Annotated in this window: 20 protein-coding genes and 1 pseudogene; 12 read left to right on the top strand and 9 right to left on the bottom strand. The window is 72.9% G+C overall.

From position 1 onward, the window contains the following. Together ACIP82_RS37195 and ACIP82_RS37190 are read left to right on the top strand one after the other, a co-directional pair. Window positions 1-343 (top strand): annotated as a pseudogene (locus tag ACIP82_RS37195) (ubiquinol-cytochrome c reductase cytochrome b subunit); the annotation flags it as partial. 183 nt (window positions 344-526) lie between these two features. Then, on the top strand, window positions 527-967 hold the full coding sequence (locus tag ACIP82_RS37190) for a PPOX class F420-dependent oxidoreductase (protein ID WP_363614373.1): 441 nt from the start codon (window positions 527-529) through the stop codon (window positions 965-967). A gap of 100 nt (window positions 968-1067) precedes the next feature. Here the strand turns inward: ACIP82_RS37190 and ACIP82_RS37185 are convergent, their stop codons facing one another. Both ACIP82_RS37185 and ACIP82_RS37180 read right to left on the bottom strand, forming a co-directional pair. Then, window positions 1068-1271, bottom strand: coding sequence for a hypothetical protein (locus tag ACIP82_RS37185; RefSeq protein ID WP_363614371.1), 204 nt, complete (start codon window positions 1269-1271; stop codon window positions 1068-1070). Continuing rightward, the gene (locus ACIP82_RS37180) at window positions 1268-1537 is read right to left on the bottom strand and encodes a DUF1876 domain-containing protein (RefSeq protein ID WP_363614369.1); all 270 of its coding nucleotides are present in this window, start codon (window positions 1535-1537) and stop codon (window positions 1268-1270) included. Before ACIP82_RS37180 ends, ACIP82_RS37185 begins: the two co-directional genes overlap by 4 nt. Window positions 1538-1695: 158 nt before the next feature. Here ACIP82_RS37180 and ACIP82_RS37175 point away from each other — a divergent pair, with 158 nt between their 5' ends. The 3 genes from ACIP82_RS37175 to ACIP82_RS37165 are packed head-to-tail and all read left to right on the top strand — an operon-like array spanning window position 1696 to window position 3332. Beyond that, window positions 1696-2574 carry a YndJ family protein gene (locus tag ACIP82_RS37175; protein ID WP_400660101.1) on the top strand — a complete coding sequence of 293 codons (879 nt, stop codon included), beginning with the start codon at window positions 1696-1698 and terminating at the stop codon, window positions 2572-2574. Further along, window positions 2574-3122 carry a DUF1990 family protein gene (locus ACIP82_RS37170; RefSeq protein WP_400660098.1) on the top strand — a complete coding sequence of 183 codons (549 nt, stop codon included), beginning with the start codon at window positions 2574-2576 and terminating at the stop codon, window positions 3120-3122. Before ACIP82_RS37175 ends, ACIP82_RS37170 begins: the two co-directional genes overlap by 1 nt. 6 nt (window positions 3123-3128) lie before the next feature. Continuing rightward, entirely contained in the window at window positions 3129-3332 is a 204-nt protein-coding gene (locus ACIP82_RS37165; protein ID WP_400660096.1) for a hypothetical protein, read from the top strand. Between the two features lie 581 nt (window positions 3333-3913). On the opposite strand, the gene ACIP82_RS37160 is transcribed toward ACIP82_RS37165, so the two are convergent. Continuing rightward, the gene (locus ACIP82_RS37160) at window positions 3914-5233 is read right to left on the bottom strand and encodes an MFS transporter (protein ID WP_400660093.1); all 1320 of its coding nucleotides are present in this window, start codon (window positions 5231-5233) and stop codon (window positions 3914-3916) included. Between the two features lie 73 nt (window positions 5234-5306). Between ACIP82_RS37160 and ACIP82_RS37155 the strand changes: the two genes are divergently transcribed. Then, window positions 5307-5804 (top strand): ArsR/SmtB family transcription factor, encoded by a 498-nt coding sequence (locus ACIP82_RS37155; protein ID WP_400660090.1) that lies wholly within the window; start codon window positions 5307-5309, stop codon window positions 5802-5804. Here the strand turns inward: ACIP82_RS37155 and ACIP82_RS37150 are convergent. Beyond that, window positions 5770-6066, bottom strand: coding sequence for a hypothetical protein (locus ACIP82_RS37150; protein WP_400660087.1), 297 nt, complete (start codon window positions 6064-6066; stop codon window positions 5770-5772). The genes ACIP82_RS37155 and ACIP82_RS37150 overlap by 35 nt on opposite strands. 233 nt (window positions 6067-6299) lie before the next feature. On the opposite strand from ACIP82_RS37150, the gene ACIP82_RS37145 reads away from it, so the two are divergent. Further along, on the top strand, window positions 6300-6686 hold the full coding sequence (locus ACIP82_RS37145) for a thioredoxin domain-containing protein (protein ID WP_363614363.1): 387 nt from the start codon (window positions 6300-6302) through the stop codon (window positions 6684-6686). Window positions 6687-6837: 151 nt separating this feature from the next. Here ACIP82_RS37145 and ACIP82_RS37140 read toward each other — a convergent pair whose 3' ends face one another. Next, window positions 6838-7824, bottom strand: a complete 987-nt coding sequence (locus ACIP82_RS37140) for a YafY family protein (RefSeq protein WP_363614361.1) — start codon at window positions 7822-7824, stop codon at window positions 6838-6840. Window positions 7825-8112: 288 nt separating this feature from the next. On the opposite strand from ACIP82_RS37140, the gene ACIP82_RS37135 reads away from it, so the two are divergent. From ACIP82_RS37135 to ACIP82_RS37115, 5 genes are all read left to right on the top strand, one after another. Continuing rightward, window positions 8113-8871, top strand: coding sequence for an alpha/beta fold hydrolase (locus ACIP82_RS37135; RefSeq protein WP_400660083.1), 759 nt, complete (start codon window positions 8113-8115; stop codon window positions 8869-8871). Window positions 8872-9033: 162 nt separating this feature from the next. After that, window positions 9034-9489, top strand: coding sequence for an OsmC family protein (locus ACIP82_RS37130; protein ID WP_400660081.1), 456 nt, complete (start codon window positions 9034-9036; stop codon window positions 9487-9489). After that, on the top strand, window positions 9486-10928 hold the full coding sequence (locus ACIP82_RS37125) for a dihydrolipoyl dehydrogenase family protein (RefSeq protein ID WP_400660078.1): 1443 nt from the start codon (window positions 9486-9488) through the stop codon (window positions 10926-10928). The genes ACIP82_RS37130 and ACIP82_RS37125 overlap by 4 nt, the downstream gene beginning before the upstream one ends. Window positions 10929-11116: 188 nt before the next feature. After that, the gene (locus ACIP82_RS37120) at window positions 11117-12214 is read left to right on the top strand and encodes a WD40/YVTN/BNR-like repeat-containing protein (protein WP_400660075.1); all 1098 of its coding nucleotides are present in this window, start codon (window positions 11117-11119) and stop codon (window positions 12212-12214) included. 104 nt (window positions 12215-12318) lie between these two features. After that, window positions 12319-12939 (top strand): hypothetical protein, encoded by a 621-nt coding sequence (locus ACIP82_RS37115; RefSeq protein ID WP_400660073.1) that lies wholly within the window; start codon window positions 12319-12321, stop codon window positions 12937-12939. A gap of 58 nt (window positions 12940-12997) precedes the next feature. On the opposite strand, the gene ACIP82_RS37110 is transcribed toward ACIP82_RS37115, so the two are convergent. The 4 genes from ACIP82_RS37110 to ACIP82_RS37095 all read right to left on the bottom strand — a co-directional run bounded on the left by ACIP82_RS37110 (window position 12998) and on the right by ACIP82_RS37095 (window position 15814). Continuing rightward, entirely contained in the window at window positions 12998-13477 is a 480-nt protein-coding gene (locus ACIP82_RS37110; protein ID WP_400660070.1) for a hypothetical protein, read from the bottom strand. 50 nt (window positions 13478-13527) lie between these two features. Then, complete coding sequence (locus tag ACIP82_RS37105) at window positions 13528-14664, bottom strand: epoxide hydrolase family protein (RefSeq protein WP_400660068.1); 1137 nt, start codon at window positions 14662-14664, stop codon at window positions 13528-13530. A 395-nt stretch (window positions 14665-15059) separates the two neighbouring features. Next, the gene (locus tag ACIP82_RS37100; protein ID WP_400660065.1) at window positions 15060-15365 is read right to left on the bottom strand and encodes a hypothetical protein; all 306 of its coding nucleotides are present in this window, start codon (window positions 15363-15365) and stop codon (window positions 15060-15062) included. Between the two features lie 41 nt (window positions 15366-15406). After that, window positions 15407-15814, bottom strand: coding sequence for an alpha/beta fold hydrolase (locus ACIP82_RS37095; RefSeq protein WP_400660062.1), 408 nt, complete (start codon window positions 15812-15814; stop codon window positions 15407-15409). Between the last annotated feature and the right edge of the window lie 207 nt (window positions 15815-16021).

Genomic DNA, 16021 nt, shown 5'->3' with positions numbered 1-16021 from the left:
CATCACCAAGCGCTGGTGCCTCGGCCTCCAGCGCCGGGACAAGGAGAAGGTGCTGCACGGCCGCGAGACCGGCGTCATCAAGCGCCTGCCGCACGACGAGTTCGTCGAGGTGCACGCCCCGCTCACGGCGGCCGAACTGCACCGGCTCACCTCGCACGAGCAGCCCCGACCCCTCGAACTCCCGGCCGCCGTGGACGAGAATGGAGTCGCCCACCCGGCGGGGGCGCTCACCCGCACCCGTGCGAGGCTGTCCCGTGGGCTGTACGGCGAGGGCGCCAGGATCGCCAAGCCCACCGCCGAGGAGTACCGCGAGATCACCGACGGCCAGGGCCACGGGCACTGACGGGCGCTGCCGCCGGCCCTGCGGCGCGGGGCGACGGGGCCCGCACCGCGCCGTACCGCAAGCACCACACCGTAGGCACCGCGCCGCACGACGAGCACCGCACAACAAGCACCGCGCCACGAGCACCGGGTGGACACCGCACCACGGACACCGGCCTGCCCGACCTGGACAAGGGAGGACATCGTGCACGACCGTACCGACCAACTCGCCGACAGCAGATACCTCCTGCTCACCACCTTCGGCGAGGACGGCAGCAAGCTCCGCTCGCAGATCTGGGTGGTCGCCGACGGCCCGGCGCTCGGCATCTGGACCCCCGCCCACTCCGGCGAGGCCGAGCGCATCCGCCGCCACCCCAAGGTGCTCGTCGGCCCGTGCGATGCCCATGGGCGTCCGACCGGCCGGCAGCTCCCCGCCCGCGCGGCGGTCTGCGACGAGGACGCCACCGCGCGCTACCGCACCTCGCTGATCAACAAGTACGGCATGACGGCGCTGATCGCCCTGGCCCGCAGCCGCTTCCGGCTCGGCCTGGCCGGGACGGTCGGCATCCGGATCACGCTCAACGAGCTGGAGCAGCGGCTGATCGGGCCGGAGTGGCAGCTGCCGACGACGTACTGTCCGAACTGAGGCGGCCCGAACCGGGAGGCCCGTCCGGGGTGCGGCGGACCGGGGTGCGGCGGGGGTGTCCCCGTCGCGGACCCGGTCGTCGCGGACCCGGCCTTTCGCCTCAGTCCCCGTCCTCCGGGGCCGTGGCGAGGTCGCCGGGTTCGCACGCCTCCCGTCCGGTGCCGACGTGCACCACCCTGACCACCCGGCCGGGCCCGCCGGGGACGACCTGCTGCTCGTGGCCGCACCGCGGGCAGATCAACGGGATGCCCGGCTTGCGCGGTTCCCGGGCGACGGGCCCGCCGTCGCGGCCCGGTGTCGTCACGTCAGCGGGTGGGTCGGGACCGGGCTGACCTCCTGGATCTCGCCGTGCGCCTTGGTGAGGAGCTGTGAGGCGAGGTCGTTGAGCGCCCGGGCGGCCGCGATCTCCTCGCCGACTCTCAGCTGTTCCGGGTCGGACGGGTGGCGGCTGGTGTAGCCGTGGGCGCGCACTTCCGTGCCGTCCCCGAGCCGTAGCAGGGCGGCGGCGGACGTCCTCGCCCCCTCCTCGCGAAACTCCATCTCGATGTGCCAACCGACGAGAGTCTGCATGGCGGATCACCTCCAACGGTTACTCCTCCAGAGTGCGCCGTACCCAGCGTGAACACCAGGGCAGCGCAATCCGGGGGCGACTTGAACGCGTTCAATCGATGAGCGTAGAGTCACCGCCAGTAGAGTTTGAACGCGTTCAAGATAGCGGGGTGGTAGCGATGGGCCGGGGCACGGCGGAACTGGTCGACCTTCTCGTCCTGCTCGGCATGGGCGCCGTGATCCCGCTCGGCCTCACCCTGATCGACGAACCCGGGCTCGCCCGCGTCCGCCGGTACTGGCCGCTGGCCGCCGTCCCCGGCGCACTCTCGCTCTGGCTGCCGCGCGGCGGCCTCGCGACCGGCAGCGCCCTCCTGTACGCGCTCGGCACCCTCGCCCTCGCCGCCCACGCGCCGCTGCGGCTGGCCCGCACCCGCTCCCTCGCACCACGCGAGACCGCCGTGCTCACCGCGCTCACCACCCCCTCGGTGGCCGGGCTCGCACTGGTCGCCGAACGGTCGGGGTACCGACTGCTCGGCTTCGACCTCGACATCCTGGCGCTGACGGTGCCGCACTTCCACTACGCCGGCTTCACCGCCGCCCTCGTCGCCGGACTGGTCTGCCGGGCCGCACCCGCGAGCGCCGCCGCCCGCTGCGCCGCGCTCAGCGTCCCGCTCGGCACCCTGCTGGTGCTGGCCGGCTACTTCGTCGACGACTGGGCCGAGTTCGCCGGCGCCCTGGTGCTCACCGCCGGGATGTGGCTGACCGGCCTGCTCACCTGGCGCGACCTGCGCACCCGTGCCGCCGACCGGACCACCGCCGCCCTGCTCGCCGTCTCCTCCGCCGTGCTCGTCGCCACCATGCTGCTCGCCCTCTGGTGGGCACTCGGCGAGGCGTCCGGGCTCCCGCACCCCACCCTGGGCTGGATGGCCGCCACCCACGGGGTCGGCAACGCGCTCGGCTTCGCGCTCTGCTCCCTGCTCGCCTGGCGCCGCGTCGGTCACCCCGGCCACCCCGGTCGGCTCGGCCGCTTCGACCCGCTCACCAAGGAAACCGTGTGATGAACACCAACGACCTCAACTACCCCCAGGTCGGGGCCAGCAGTGCCGTCGACCGGCCGCTGCCCGCCGGCTACAACCACCTGCGCCACCGCGTCCTGATCGGCCACGGCCGCGCCGCGCTGGACGCCGCCGGTGACGCGCTGCTCGGCTGGCGGATGCACCGCGCGGCCGGCGTCCTGGTCACCGCCGAGGCCGGCCGGGCCGCCGCCGGAGTCACCGTCGAGTGCGCCATCGGCCTCGGCCCGCTACGGGCCGGCGCCCCCTGCCGGGTGGTCCGCAGCGACGACGGCCCCGACCGCTACGGCTTCACCTACGGCACCCGCCACGGCCATCTCGCCTGCGGCGAGGAGACGTTCCGGGTCGAGATGGGCCCGGACAAGGCCGTCTGGTTCACCGTCACCGCCTTCAGCCGCCCCGACCGCTGGTTCGCCCGCCTCGCCGGCCCCCTGCTGCCGCTCGGCCAGCGCCTGTTCGCCCGCCGCTGCGGCCGTGTCCTGACCCGGATCGCCTCGGCGGCGGCCGGGCACCGCGCGGAGCCGGAGCAATGAGCCGGCATGTTCAAGTCCCACGACGGCGGCCAAGTGGTCAGCTCCGTACTTGGCGCTGGCGTAGGGTTCCTGGCTCATGACCTGCGCGACGAGGTTCATGAACTGGCCGATGCCGGTGCGCGGCTCGGCGCGACCGAACACCCTGGCCCGGTGAACGTCCTGGGCGGCGAGACAGGTCAGGGCGCCGCCGCGGCCGTAGGTGTGGGTTGACCGGCATCACTCTGGCCTTTCCGGGGGTGAGGGTGGGGTGGCACCGGCAGCGGGCCTGGATGGACGTCTTCTCGTCGGCGCTGATCAGGTACTCGTCGTGGCCGAGCGGTTCGCCCTGCCAGGTGCGGGCGTACAGGTCCAGGACGCGGGCGGCCCCGCCACCCGCGCACGGTGTCCACGTGCGGGCCGGTCTCGTGGGCGGTGCGCGCGTCGGAGCGTCCGCGCGCGGCGTGCAGCACGACCTGCGCGCTCATCCGGGCCTGGTGGGGAGTCCCATGACCCCAGGCCGCCTTCTTCGGCCGGTGGCGCTCGGATGCGGTCGGGACGATCGGGCCTGCGGCGGCAACGGGCATGCAGACAAGCCGATCAGAGAAGCGGCTCCTGCCGGCGGGAGTCTGCCGCACCACCCGGCACGGCGACCGGGCAGGATGGGCCGAATGCGCGCCGTCCGGATTCGGCCTGGTCCCCCTCCACCCAAGAACCGCCCGGCGATCGAGCAGGCATGGGGCCCCTGCAAGGACGACCACCGGTCATGTGTGCTCTGGGCTGCTGATTGTGCCGAGCATGTACTCGCCTCATTCTCAGGGCTCGCTCGGTACCAACGGGCCGGCAGCGGGGTTCCCCTCCGCCGCCGGCTCGGCGTAGGACGGCAGTTCGCGCATCCGGCGCAGCGGCGACAGGAAAACGGGCAGGAAGGTGAGCGACCGGCCGACCGCCCCGGCCAGCAGCGTGCCGCGGACGCCGATCGTCGAGCCGAGCAGACCGCCGAGCAGCGCCCCGAAGGGCATCGCGCCCCAGACCAGGAAGCGCATCGTCGCGTTCATCCGGCCGAGCAGCCCGGGCGGGCACAGCGCCTGCCGGAAGCTGACCTGGTTGATGTTGTAGACCACGATGCCCATCCACATCGCGATCTGCGCGACCGCAAGCAGCCCCACCGTCCAGTCGCGCTGCACGAACGGGGTGACCAGCGCGCAGGGTCCGGCGACCGCGCTCGCGATCCAGATGGCCGGGCCCTGGCCGACCTTCGCCGCGAACCGTCCGGCCACCAGTGCGCCAATCAGGCCACCCACCGCCGCGGTCGAGGTGAGCAGGCCGATGACGCCCGGCGAGAGCCGCAGTTGGCGGGCGAGCAGCACGTAGAAGACGGTGGAGATCACCGTACCGAAGAGGTTGGCCGAGCTGGTGCACATGGCGATGGCGCGGAGTATCCGGTTGCCGAGCACGAACCGCAGACCGTCGCGGATCTCCCGAAGCAGGTTGGGGTCGGGGCTGCGCTCGGGGCGCGGCGGCCTGACCTCGATCCGCGTCACCCACGCGGCCGACCACAGGAAGCTCACCGCGTCGACGATCACCGCGTAGGGCGCGGTGAGCGCCTGGATCAGTGCGCCGCCGAGGCTCGGACCCGCGATCTGGCTGACCGACTCGCTGGCCTGGAGCTTCGCGTTGCCCTCGACCAGCAGCTCCCGGTCGATCAGCTGGGGCAGGTAAGACTGGTAGGCCACGTCGAAGAAGACCGTGCTCACCCCGGTGACGAGCGCGACCACGTACAACTGTTCGATCGTCAGCACACCGAGGAGCTGAGCCATCGGGACCCAGACCAACAGGGCGGCCCGAACAAGGTCGTTGACGATCAGCACCCGACGGAAGCGCATCCGCTCCACCCACGCGCCGGCCGGCAAGCCCACTGCCACGAACGCCGCGGTCTCGCACGCCGTCAGCACCCCGACCTGCCAGGTGCTGGCATGCAGCACCAGGATGGCGACGAGAGGAAGGGCCAACTGGCTCACCGTTGTCCCGAACTGACTGACCGTCTCACCGGCCCACAGCCGGCGGAAGTCGGCGTGCCGCCACAGTCCGCCGCAGTCGGCCGGTCGGTCGGGCGAGGGCTCGGGAGCAGTCATGGGGGCCACCATGGAAGAGCGATTGGGTTTTGTCAATCACTCATCCTCCCGGCCCTTCAGTAGACTGCCGACCATGACCGAACGCCGGCCGGCGAGCGACGCGGAGGCGAAGGCGCTCGCCTCCGCGCTCCGCCTGCGCATCCTGCGGATTTGCCTCGGCGAGGCGCACACCAACAAGGAGATCGCGGCGATCCTCGGCCGCGATCCCGCCAGCGTGCTGCACCACACCAGGACACTGGTGCGCACCGGTTTTCTGGAGGCCCAGGAGGAGCAACGCGGCGCGCGTGGCGCACGGGAGATTCCCTATCTGGCGACGCGGAAGTCCTGGCAGCTCGATGCGGCCGCGCAGGACCGGTCGATGCTCGACGCGTTCCTGGAGGAGCTGGCCCTGGCCCCCGCGGCCGAGGTCGACAGCACCCGGCTCGGGCTGCGCCTGCCGCCGGCGGAGATGGAGGAGTTCCAGACCCGGCTCCACGCCCTGCTCGAGGAGTTCGCCGCTCGCCCGGACGACCCGGCCGCGCCCGCCTGGTCGCTCTTCATGGTGGTGCACCCCGACCCGAACCGGCCCTGACGATCCGACCACCGGTGGCGGGGACGCTCCGGGTGGTAACGGTCCGGCGTTCGCCGGTACACGGGAAGGCGATCGGGCCGAAGGTCAACGAGCCCTGGACAGAGGAGAGTTCGAGACCGACTTGGCCACCCCAGGACCGGCCGTCCACGCCGATGGCCGCCCCGGCACCGGTGGTCGGATCGGTGGCGGTGGTCGGATCGGTGGCGCTGAACTGCTGGGCGACGGCGAACACCGCGGGGGTGGAACCGGTGGTGACCGCCACGGCCGTGACGGCGGGACCCGCAACCACCGGCGCGGCCGGACGCCCGGCGCGGCGGTTTCCGGGCGTGGTGTGCTTCGCGGTGGATGCGCGCGGATGTGGAACGCCCTCCATGACGGGCGGGGCCGCCGAACACTCGACGAGTCGGCGGGATGCCCTGGAATAGCGGGCGGGCCGCTGCGGTTGTCGCGGGCACATGGCCTGAACCGCCGCCTCGGAAGGGCAGGAATCACGACATGAGCAGCACGGTCGAGCTGACCAAGGAGAACTTCGACGAGATCGTCCCCGGCCAGGATGGCAAGGACTTCGTCTTCATCGACTTCTGGGCCGGCTGGTGCGGCCCGTGCCGGCAGTTCGCCCCGGTGTACGAGAAGGCGGCGGACCGCCACCCCGACTTGGTCTTCGCGAAGGTGGACACCGAGGCGCAGCAGGAGCTGGCCTCCGCCTTCGGCATCCAGTCGATCCCGACGCTGGCGATCATCCGCGAGGGCGTCCTCGTCTTCTCGCAGGCGGGCGCACTGCCGGAGGCTGTCTTCGAGGACCTGATCGGCCAGGCCCGCAAGCTGGACATGGCCGAGGTGAAGCGCAAGGTGGCGGCGGAGCAGGACGGCCACCCGGTCTGACGGTCCCGCGACGGTGGCCCCGGGGCGGGCAGTTCCCCGGGCCCACCGGCTCGTGCGGTGACGCGGTGCGGTGCGAGGTGCCGGAACGCGGCAACGGTGGGCGTCGCCCCGGCAGGTCCCGGGCCGGGACGGGCAGGCCCTCAGGGTTCACTCATCGGTCCTCGGTCTCATTTCTCGGTCCGCACTCCTCGCTCCAGGCCGTCAGCCGGGCGGCGAGGGCCCGTACCTCCGCGCGCAGCGCATCCGGACGGCGGACGGTGAACGGCCAGCCGAGGCCGGCCAGCATCACCGCCACGCCGTCGAGGTTCTGGGCCCGGGCGCGCAGCAGGACCCGCCCGCCCCCGGTCGGGGTGAGCGTCCCGGCGGCGGGCGGGATGCGGTGCCGGGCCTCGGCGAGGGTGGTCGTGAGGACCACCTCCACCTCGTGCGTCCACGGCACCGAGGCCAGCGACTCCACCACCCGCTGGACCGGGTCGAAGCCCTCCGGCGCCTCGAAGCCGGCCTCACGCGGCTCGGCGGCCTCGATCCGGTCCAGCCGGAAGGTGCGCAGTTCGCCGCTGCGGTGGTCGAGGCCGGTGGTGTACCAGCGCCCCGAGTGAAAGACCAGGCCGTACGGGTCGAACTCGCGCTCGCTCGGCTCGCCCGTACGGTCCCGGTACGCCAGCGCGACCCGGCGCCGCCGCCGGGCCGCCTCGGCCAGCGTGAACAGGGCCGCGGCGGCCGGGCTGGGACCGGCGGCGGGCGCCGAGGTCAGCCCCAGCGTCTGCTCCACCGCCGCGACCCGCTCGCGCAGCTGCGCCGGCAGCACCCGCCGGATCTTGGCGAGCGCCGTCTCGGCGGCCTGCTCCCCCACCGAGAGCCCGGAGCTTCGCCCGGCCAGCAGCCCGAGGACCACCGAGGCCGCTTCGTCCCCGGTCAGCATCAGCGGCGGCAGGCGGTAGCCGGGCAGCAGCCGGTAGCCGCCGTAGCGGCCGCGGTCGGCCCGTACCGGGATGCCGAGGTCCACCAGCCGGGCTGCGTAGCGGCGGACGGTGCGTTCGTCCACCGCCAGCCGCTCGGCCAGCTCGGCGCCGGTCAGCCCGGGTCGGGCCTGAAGCAGCTCCAGCAGGGCGAGGACGCGGCTGACCGGATGATCCATCGGCTCACCGTTCTCCGTTCGGGTCGTCGGGGTCGGGCGGGGCCGTCCCGGTTGACCGGATTCGATCAGAAGTGACCAGAGGTGAGCGAGGCTTATCCGGGCGGGTCCTGTCCGGATTCGATCCTAGAGTCATGGACGACAGCAGTCCTGCGGTGAGCGGTCCGCGGCGAGCAGTCCCGGCACGGTGCGCGCGAGCGGGTTCGTGGCGAGTGGTTCGCGGCGAGTGGTTCGCGGCGAGCGGCCCCGGGGCGGACCGCGAAGAGCCGTCCTGAGAAGGAGCGATCCCCGATGAGCACATTCGTACTGGTCCCCGGCTTCTGGCTCGGCGCCTGGGCATGGGACGCGGTGGCCGAGCCGCTGCGCGCGGCCGGGCACACCGTCCACCCGGTGAGCCTCACCGGCGTCGCCGAGCGCGTCGGCGAGGGCGGGCCCGAGGTCGGGCTGGAGACCCATATCGCCGATCTGACCGGCCTGTTGACCCGCGAGGATCTGTGGGATGTGGTGCTGGTCGGACACAGCGGCGGGGGTGCCCCGGTCACCGGCGCGGCCGACCGGTTGCCCGAGCGCATCCGGCGCGTCGTCTACCTCGACAGCGGCCCGCTGCTCGACGGCGCCTCCCTGGGCGACGTCTGGCAGCCCGACCACCGGGCCCGCGCCGAGGCGTCCCTCGTCGACGGCTGGCGCCACCCGATGCCGTCCTGGGCGGAGTTGGCGGCCTCCGGTTCGAGTCTCACCGGTCTGGACGAGGCCACCCTCGCCCGCATTCGCGAACGGGCCACCGACGAACCCGCCGGCGCGTTCACCGAGCCGCTGCGACTGACCGGCGGAGGGGATCGGCTGCCGAAGGCCCTGGTCTCCTGCTCCTTCCCGCTGGAGCAGGTCCGCTCCATGATCGCCTCCGGCCACCCGTACTTCACCGCGCTCGGCGGCCCCGAGTGGGAGCTGCGTGAACTGCCGACCGGGCACTGGCCGATGTTCTCCCGCCCGGCGGACACGGCCGCGGTGCTGGCGGAGCTCGCGGAGGTGGCGGGGCCGGCGGTGAGCTGAGCGGGCCGACGCGCCGGTCGGTGTGCGGGGCCCTGCGTTCGTCCGCGTGTTCGCCTGCGCGGACCGCCCCCGGCATCGCAGGATGGGCACGGCGTCGGCACCCGGCACGGCGCCGACCGGTCACCGAGAGTCGAGCCGGCCGGGAGTGAGGGTGAGCCCGCGATGAACCAGATCCCGACCAGTACGACCGTCCCCGAGGCCGTGCCGGAGTTCCGGCGGGTCACCACCGCCGTGGTGACCGGCGGCAGCGCCGATGCCCCGTACCACGTGGAGGTGAAGGCGGGCACGCACCTGCTGACCGCCGACGAACCGGTGCGCCGAGGCGGTTCGGACAGCGGGCCGGAGCCGTTCGCGCTGCTGCTCGCCTCACTCGGCTCCTGCACCGCGATCACCCTGCGGATGTACGCGGAGCGCAAGGAGTGGCCGTTGGAGGCCGTCCGGGTCAGGCTCGGATACGAGACGGACGGGCGCACCGGCCGGGTCTCGCGCCGGGTCGCGTTCACCGGCGCACTCGACGACGCCCAGCGCGCCCGACTGCTCGACATCTGCGAGCGCACACCCGTCACCCTCGCCCTGCGGGCCGGGGTGGCCATCGAGACCACGGAGGACCGCGCATGACGACCACACCCGAGGAGTACGACGTCATCGTGGTGGGCGCGGGCCCCCCCGGTGAGAACGTGGCCGGTCGGACCGCCGCCGCCGGGCTCCGCACGGTGATCGTGGAGAGCGAGCTGGTCGGCGGCGAGTGCTCGTACTGGGCCTGTATGCCGAGCAAGGCGCTGCTGCGCCCGGTGGCCGCGCTGGCCGAGGCCCGTGCGGTGGCCGGTTCGCGGGAGGCCGTCGGTCCCCGCGCGCTGGACGCGGCGGCCGTGCTGGCCAGGCGCGACTCCTTCACCTCACACTGGCAGGACGACGGCCAGGTGCGGTGGCTCCGCGACAACGGCATCGAGCTGGCACGCGGCCACGGCCGGCTGGCCGGCGAGCGGGCCGTCACCGTCGAGGCGGACGACGGCAGCGAGCGGCTGCTCACCGCCCGGCACGCCGTCGCGATCTGTACCGGCAGCCGGCCGGTGCTGCCGCAGAACGTTCCCGGGCTGCACGAGGCCCGGCCGTGGACCAACCGGGAGGCGACCGCCTCGCCCACCGTGCCGGCCCGGCTGGCGGTGGTCGGCGGCGGGGTGGTCGGGGTGGAGATGGCCACCGCCTGGCGGGCGCTCGGCTCCGAGGTCGTGCTGCTGGTGCGCGGCGGCGGCCTGCTGCCCCGGATGGAGCCCTTCGCCGGCGAGCTGGTGGCGGAGGGTCTGCGGGCGGCCGGAGTGGACGTCCGGTTCGGGACGGAGGTCGCCTCGCTGGAGCGTGCGGAGGGCCCCGGGCCCGTCACGCTGGTCCTCGGTGACGGCGAGCGACTGACCGCCGACGAGGTCCTGTACGCCACCGGCCGCGCACCGCGCACCGCCGATGTCGGGCTGGAGCAGGTCGGGCTGAAGCCCGGCAGCTGGCTGGACGTGGACGACAGCTGCACCGTGCTCGGCGTCGCCGACGACTGGCTGTACGCGGTCGGGGACGTCAACCACCGTGCGCTGCTCACCCATCAGGGCAAGTACCAGGCGCGCATCGCGGGCGCGGCGATCGTGGCCCGCGTCGAAGGGCGTGCACTGGACACCTCGCGTTGGGGCGCGCACGCCGCTTCGGCCGACAGCGCCGGGGCGCCACAGGTCGTCTTCACCCATCCGGAGGTCGCGTCCGTCGGCCTGACGCTGGCCGCCGCCGAGCAGGCGGGCCTGCGGGTCAAGACGGTCGACCACGACCTCGGCGCGGTCGCCGGCGCCTCGCTGTACGGCGACGACTACCGGGGCAAGGCCAGGGTCCTCTTCGACCTCGACCGGGAGGTGCTGGTCGGTGCCTCCTTCGTCGGCCCCGGGGTCGCCGAGCTGCTGCACTCGGCGACGGTCGCGGTGGTCGGCGAGGTGCCGATCGACCGGCTCTGGCACGCGGTGCCCGCGTATCCGACGATCAGCGAGGTGTGGCTGCGGCTGCTGGAGGACTGCCGGGGCTGAGGCGCGGGCCGCCCCGGCACGACTCCGGTCGGGCCGGGGCCTGCGGCCGGGCCGCGTCGGTGGGGCGGTCGGGAGGGCGCGGTCCTCCCGACGGCATGGCGAGATGTGGCCGAGGATCTCCGGCGGGACACTGGCCGATAAGGGGGTGTCCCGGTGGGGGCCGTTTCGCCGACCAGGTGGTGTGTGGAATGACCGAGGTCCTGTTGGCCGTCGGAACCGAGAAAGGCCTCTTTCTCGGCCGCAGCCGCGACCGGCTGAACTGGGAGTTCAGCGGGCCGCACTTCCGAATGAACGCGATCTACTCCGTTTCCGTCGACCGCCGGGACGGCCGGGTCAGACTGCTGGTCGGTGCCGACAGCAGCCACTGGGGCCCGTCGGTCTGGCGCTCGGACGACCTCGGCACGAGCTGGTTCGAGCCGCCGAAGCCCGCGATCCGCTTCCCCGAGCACACCGGCGCCTCGCTCACCCGGGTCTGGCAGCTCCAGCCGGCCGGAGCCGAGGCACCCGGCGTGGTCTACGCGGGCACCGAACCCGCCGCGCTGTTCCGCTCCGAGGACGGCGGTGAGAGCTTCGAACTGGTCGAATCACTCTGGTCCCACCCGCAGCGGGCCCAGTGGGGCGCCGGCTACGGCGGTCAGGGCCTGCACACCGTCCTCACCGACCCGCGCGACCCCGAACGGCTGCTGGTCGCCGTCTCCAGCGGGGGCGTCTACCGCAGCAAGGACGGCGGCGACAGCTGGCAGCCGTCCAACACCGGCCTGCGCGCCGAGTTCTTCCCCGAGGAGAGCCAGTACCCCGAGTTCGGCCAGTGCGTGCACAAGATCGCCCGGGACGCCGTCACCCCCGACCGCCTCTACCTGCAGAACCACGGCGGCGTCTACCGCAGCGACGACGCGGGTGCGAACTGGCGGTTCATCGCCGACGGCCTGCCCGCCAACTTCGGCTTCGCCGTCGCCGCCCACCCGCGCCGCGCCGACACCGCGTACCTGTTCCCGCTCGGCGGCGCCGACGACCGGATCCCGCCCGGCCGCCGCTGCCGCGTCTTCCGCACCGAGGACGGCGGCGGCAGCTGGCAGTCCCTCGCCAACGGCCTGCCCGGCGAGGACCACTACGGCATCGTCCTGCGCGACGCCCTGCGCACCGACGACGCCGAACCGGCAGGCATCTACTTCGGCAACCGCACCGGCGATGTCTACGGCAGCCACGACGAGGGCGAGAACTGGTCGCTGCTCGTCTCCCACCTGCCGGACGTGCTCTGCGTACGGGCCGCGGTGGTCGCGGGCTGAGGACGGCGGAGCCGCGGTGGTGACGGAGGTCGATCCGGGGTGTCAGGCCCGGGTGGGCAGAACGCGCTTCCCACTTCTCGCGGGTCCTTGCGAGGATCCTCGGTGTGGCCCAGTTCTCCGTAGACCGCGACAGCGGTGACCATCCTTTCTCCGAGATCGGCGACCCCGTCCTGGCCGTCGCCGACAAGCGGCGTGGCCTGCTTGCGGTGGCGGGCGCGCACGAGTACGACGAAGCGAAGACGATCGGCGTCTTCAGCGTCACCGACCGCGCTCGCCGCCGCTGGCTCCTGCGCTCCGACTTCCCTGTGCACGCGATGGCTTTCCACCCGTCCCTTTCCCTGCTCGCTGTGGGGTCCGGCGAGTACGACGGTGGCTACCACTTCGAGGGGGAGCTCCTTCTCGTCCACCTGGAGACCGGCACCGTGCTGTCGCTGATCGAGCACGACTTCGGCCGGCAGGTCCTCGGGCTGGAATGGCTGAACGACCGGGACCTTCGCGTCCTGATGGCGCCTCCCGACGACTGGGAGGACGAAGAAGCCCACGTGGAAGGCCACGTCGCCGTGGTGAGCCGCGTCGACTGGACCGCTGTCGGCGCCAAGTCCCTCACTGGCCGGGACCTGGCAGGCCCGCGGGTGCCGGTGCCCCGCCCGGACGGCCGTACGGCTGCCCGGCACGTGGTCGCCGGGCTGATGTCGCCGCAGAAGCGGCGACATCACGCGATCTGAGCGGGAGCACCGTTCCAGTGGGCTCGAATACGCTCAACAGCCGGGCGCCGCAAGCGGCTCAGGTGTCGTACTCGCCGTCCCACGGGGCGTGGAAGCCGAGGCCGTCCGGGTAGAGCTCCGCCCAGTCGCCCTCGGCTTCGCCCTCGCTGTCGCCCGCGCCGTGCTGTTCCACGACCAGGCCGAAGAGGCACCCCTCCTCGTGCACGGCGAAGGGCGCGATCGCGATGTCGCCGTACGTGCGATCCGGCAGTTCGTCCAGCCACTGGTCCAGCAGCTCGCAAGCGACGTCGATCACCTGCCGCTCGCCGTCCGCCGTCGTGCCCGTGCACCGTATCCGGGAGCCCAGGTGCTGCCCGGCCTCGTCGAACCGGTGCAGCACGGCGAACCAGCGCTTGTTCTCCGGCCAGTCCTTGCCGGACCACCCTTCGGGGAAGGCGGCCGTGACCGAACCGAAGAACTGCCCGCCCAGGCAGTGGCCGATGGTACTGGTCCGGTAGTCGGGCTCGCACTTGACCGGGATCACGGAAGGGACGCTCATGGCACGAAGCTATGAGGCCCCTCTGACAATCGGGCCGTGCCCTGCCCTGTTCAGCGCAGGGTGCGGAAGAACGTCCGGATGTCGGCGACGAGCAGGTCCGGAGCCTGGAGGGAGGCGAAGTGGCCGCCGGTGTCGTACGCGGACCAGTGAGTGATGGTGTTCGACAGCTCCGCCAGGCCCCGGACGGCCCGGTCACCGAGAAACGTCGCCACCCCGGTCGGCACGCCGGACGGTGCCGACCGGCCCCAGCCGTCGGCGGCGATCTCCCGGTAGAGACGGGCGGCGGAGCCTGCGGTGCCGGTGACCCAGAAGGCGGTCACATTGGTCAGCACGGCGTCGCGGGCGGGCAGCGGCTGTCGGGTCGCGGTCGGGTCGTGGTCGACGAACCATTCGAGGTTCCAGGCCAGTTGGCCGACAGGTGAGTCGTTCAGCGCGTAGGCCACGGTCTGCGGGCGGGTGCCCATCTGGGTGGCGTAGCCGGAGTGGGCGTACCACCACCGCTGGTTACGCCGCGCCTGCTCGCGCTCGTCGTCGGTGAGCAGGTCGAGTTCGGCCGGGTCCACCGGAGACGCGGCGTTGGGCGGCCCGTTGAGGTGGACGCCGAGGACGTTCTCCGGCGCGAGGCGGGCGAGTTCGGGCGAGACGATGGCGCCGAAGTCGCCGCCCTGGGCACCGTAGCGGTCGTAGCCGAGGCGGCTCATCAGCTCCGCCCAGGCGCGGGCGATCCGCCGGGTGCCCCAGCCGGTCTCCCCGGTCGGCCCGGAGTAGGCGAAGCCGGGGAGCGACGGCGCCACGACGTGGAAGGCGTCCGCCGGATCCCCGCCGTGCGCCCGGGGGTCCGTGAGCGGGCCGATGATGCCGGCGAAGTCGTGCACGGTGCTCGGCCAGCCGTGCGTGATGATCAGCGGCGTCGCCTTCGGCTCCGGCGAACGGACGTGCAGGAAGTGCACGTTCTGGCCGTCGATGCCGGTGGTGAACTGCGGGAACGCGTTGAGCCTGGCCTCGTGCACCCGCCAGTCGTAACCGTCCGCCCAGTACCCGGCGAGTTCCCTCAGATACGGCAGCGCGACGCCGTAGTCCCAGCCCACGCCGGGCAGTTCGTCCGGCCAGCGGGTACGGGCGAGGCGCAGACGCAGCTCGTCGAGCTCGGCCTGCGGGACGTCGATCCGGAAGGGGGTGATGTGCATGCGGCCACCGTAGGGATCATGTAGGTCGGCCGGTGACCGCCATACGGGCCGGCCCGGGCCGGTCAGGTCTTCCCCGGGTGCCGGGTGCCGGGTGCCGGGTGCCGGGTGCCGGGCGAGGCCGGCCCGCCTTACCAGGTGGCGACCTCGGGACGGATCCGGGGCAGTGCCCGGGGCTCCAGGGCACCGCTCACCAGATCAGCCAGAAACTGAACCGCCCCACCGGTGTAGTGCCACCATGCGGAGCTCCTTGAGGCGACGGTGACCGTCCACTCCTGCGGGCCGGCCGGGCTGGTGGTCCACGAGAAGAAGTCCCCCTGGTTCGACCCGGCCCAGGGAAGCAAGCCGCCCGGAGCGGGATACGGGTGAAGCGGGACGGCCAGGTCGGCCTCCTCGCATCACTCCGTGATGATCTCCAGGCTTTCCCGCGCCCCCTGCACCCAGGTGCCCTCGAAGCCGGGCGCCGGCCCGCCGAAGCCGAGGAAATCGCTGAGCACAAAGGGCGGATAGAGCTCGCAAAGGAGCTTGTAGTCGGTCGGCAGGGCCGTTCCGAGCTCCGTCTCCAGTGCGGACCAGTTGACGTCTTTGCGACCCGGCAGGCGCAGGGCGGTCAGACCCGGCACCACGCGCTCCAGCTCCGCGACGGCTTCCTCGGGGTCGGTCAGACGGCGGACTGGTGACTGGGTACCGGCGAGACCGTCCATCGGCTCAGATTGCCAGAACGGCACCCCATGTACCCCAAGCCTCAGATCCGCTCCAGCAGGGTCCGGAGGATCTCCTCGGCGTGCGTCCAGAGCAGGGCGCCGCCGGCCCCGGGGACGGTGTGGCGGGTGGCCGTCGGGAGGCGGGACGACAGGGTGGCGCCCTGGTCGGGTGAGTGGGTGGTGTCCAGCTCGCCGTACCAGACGTCGACCGGGACGGTGACGGCGGAGAAGTCGATGCCCCAGCGGCCCATGGCGAGGGCGGTGTCGCGGGCGTAGCCGGCCGGGCCCTGGGCGAAGGCGGTGTCGAGGGCTCGGCGGTACGCGGCGGCGAAGGCGGGTGACCGGTAGACGGCCAGGTCCGGGGCCGGGCTGCCCGCCATCACCATGTCCCACATCGCCTGCGGGGTGAACCCGGCGAACAGTTCCTCGGCGGCCTGCGGGTCGGCCACGGCGAGGTCGATCAGTCGGCGCAGCTCGGCGGGGAACGGGTCGGCGGGGAACGGGTCCGCGGGAAGCGGCTCGGCGCGAGGCGGTTCGGCGCGAGGCGGTTCGGCGGCGCGGCTAGGGCGCGTATTCGGTCGTGATCAATCTGTGTGATTCACCTTCGCGGCGGGTCCTGATCCGGTAGACCGTGGTGTGTGACGCGAGCGCAACTG

Source organism: Kitasatospora sp. NPDC088548, from assembly GCF_044753005.1.
GTDB lineage: Bacteria > Actinomycetota > Actinomycetes > Streptomycetales > Streptomycetaceae > Kitasatospora.
The sequence above is the reverse complement of the archived record's forward strand: the minus strand, read 5'-3'. Positions and strand labels throughout refer to the sequence as shown.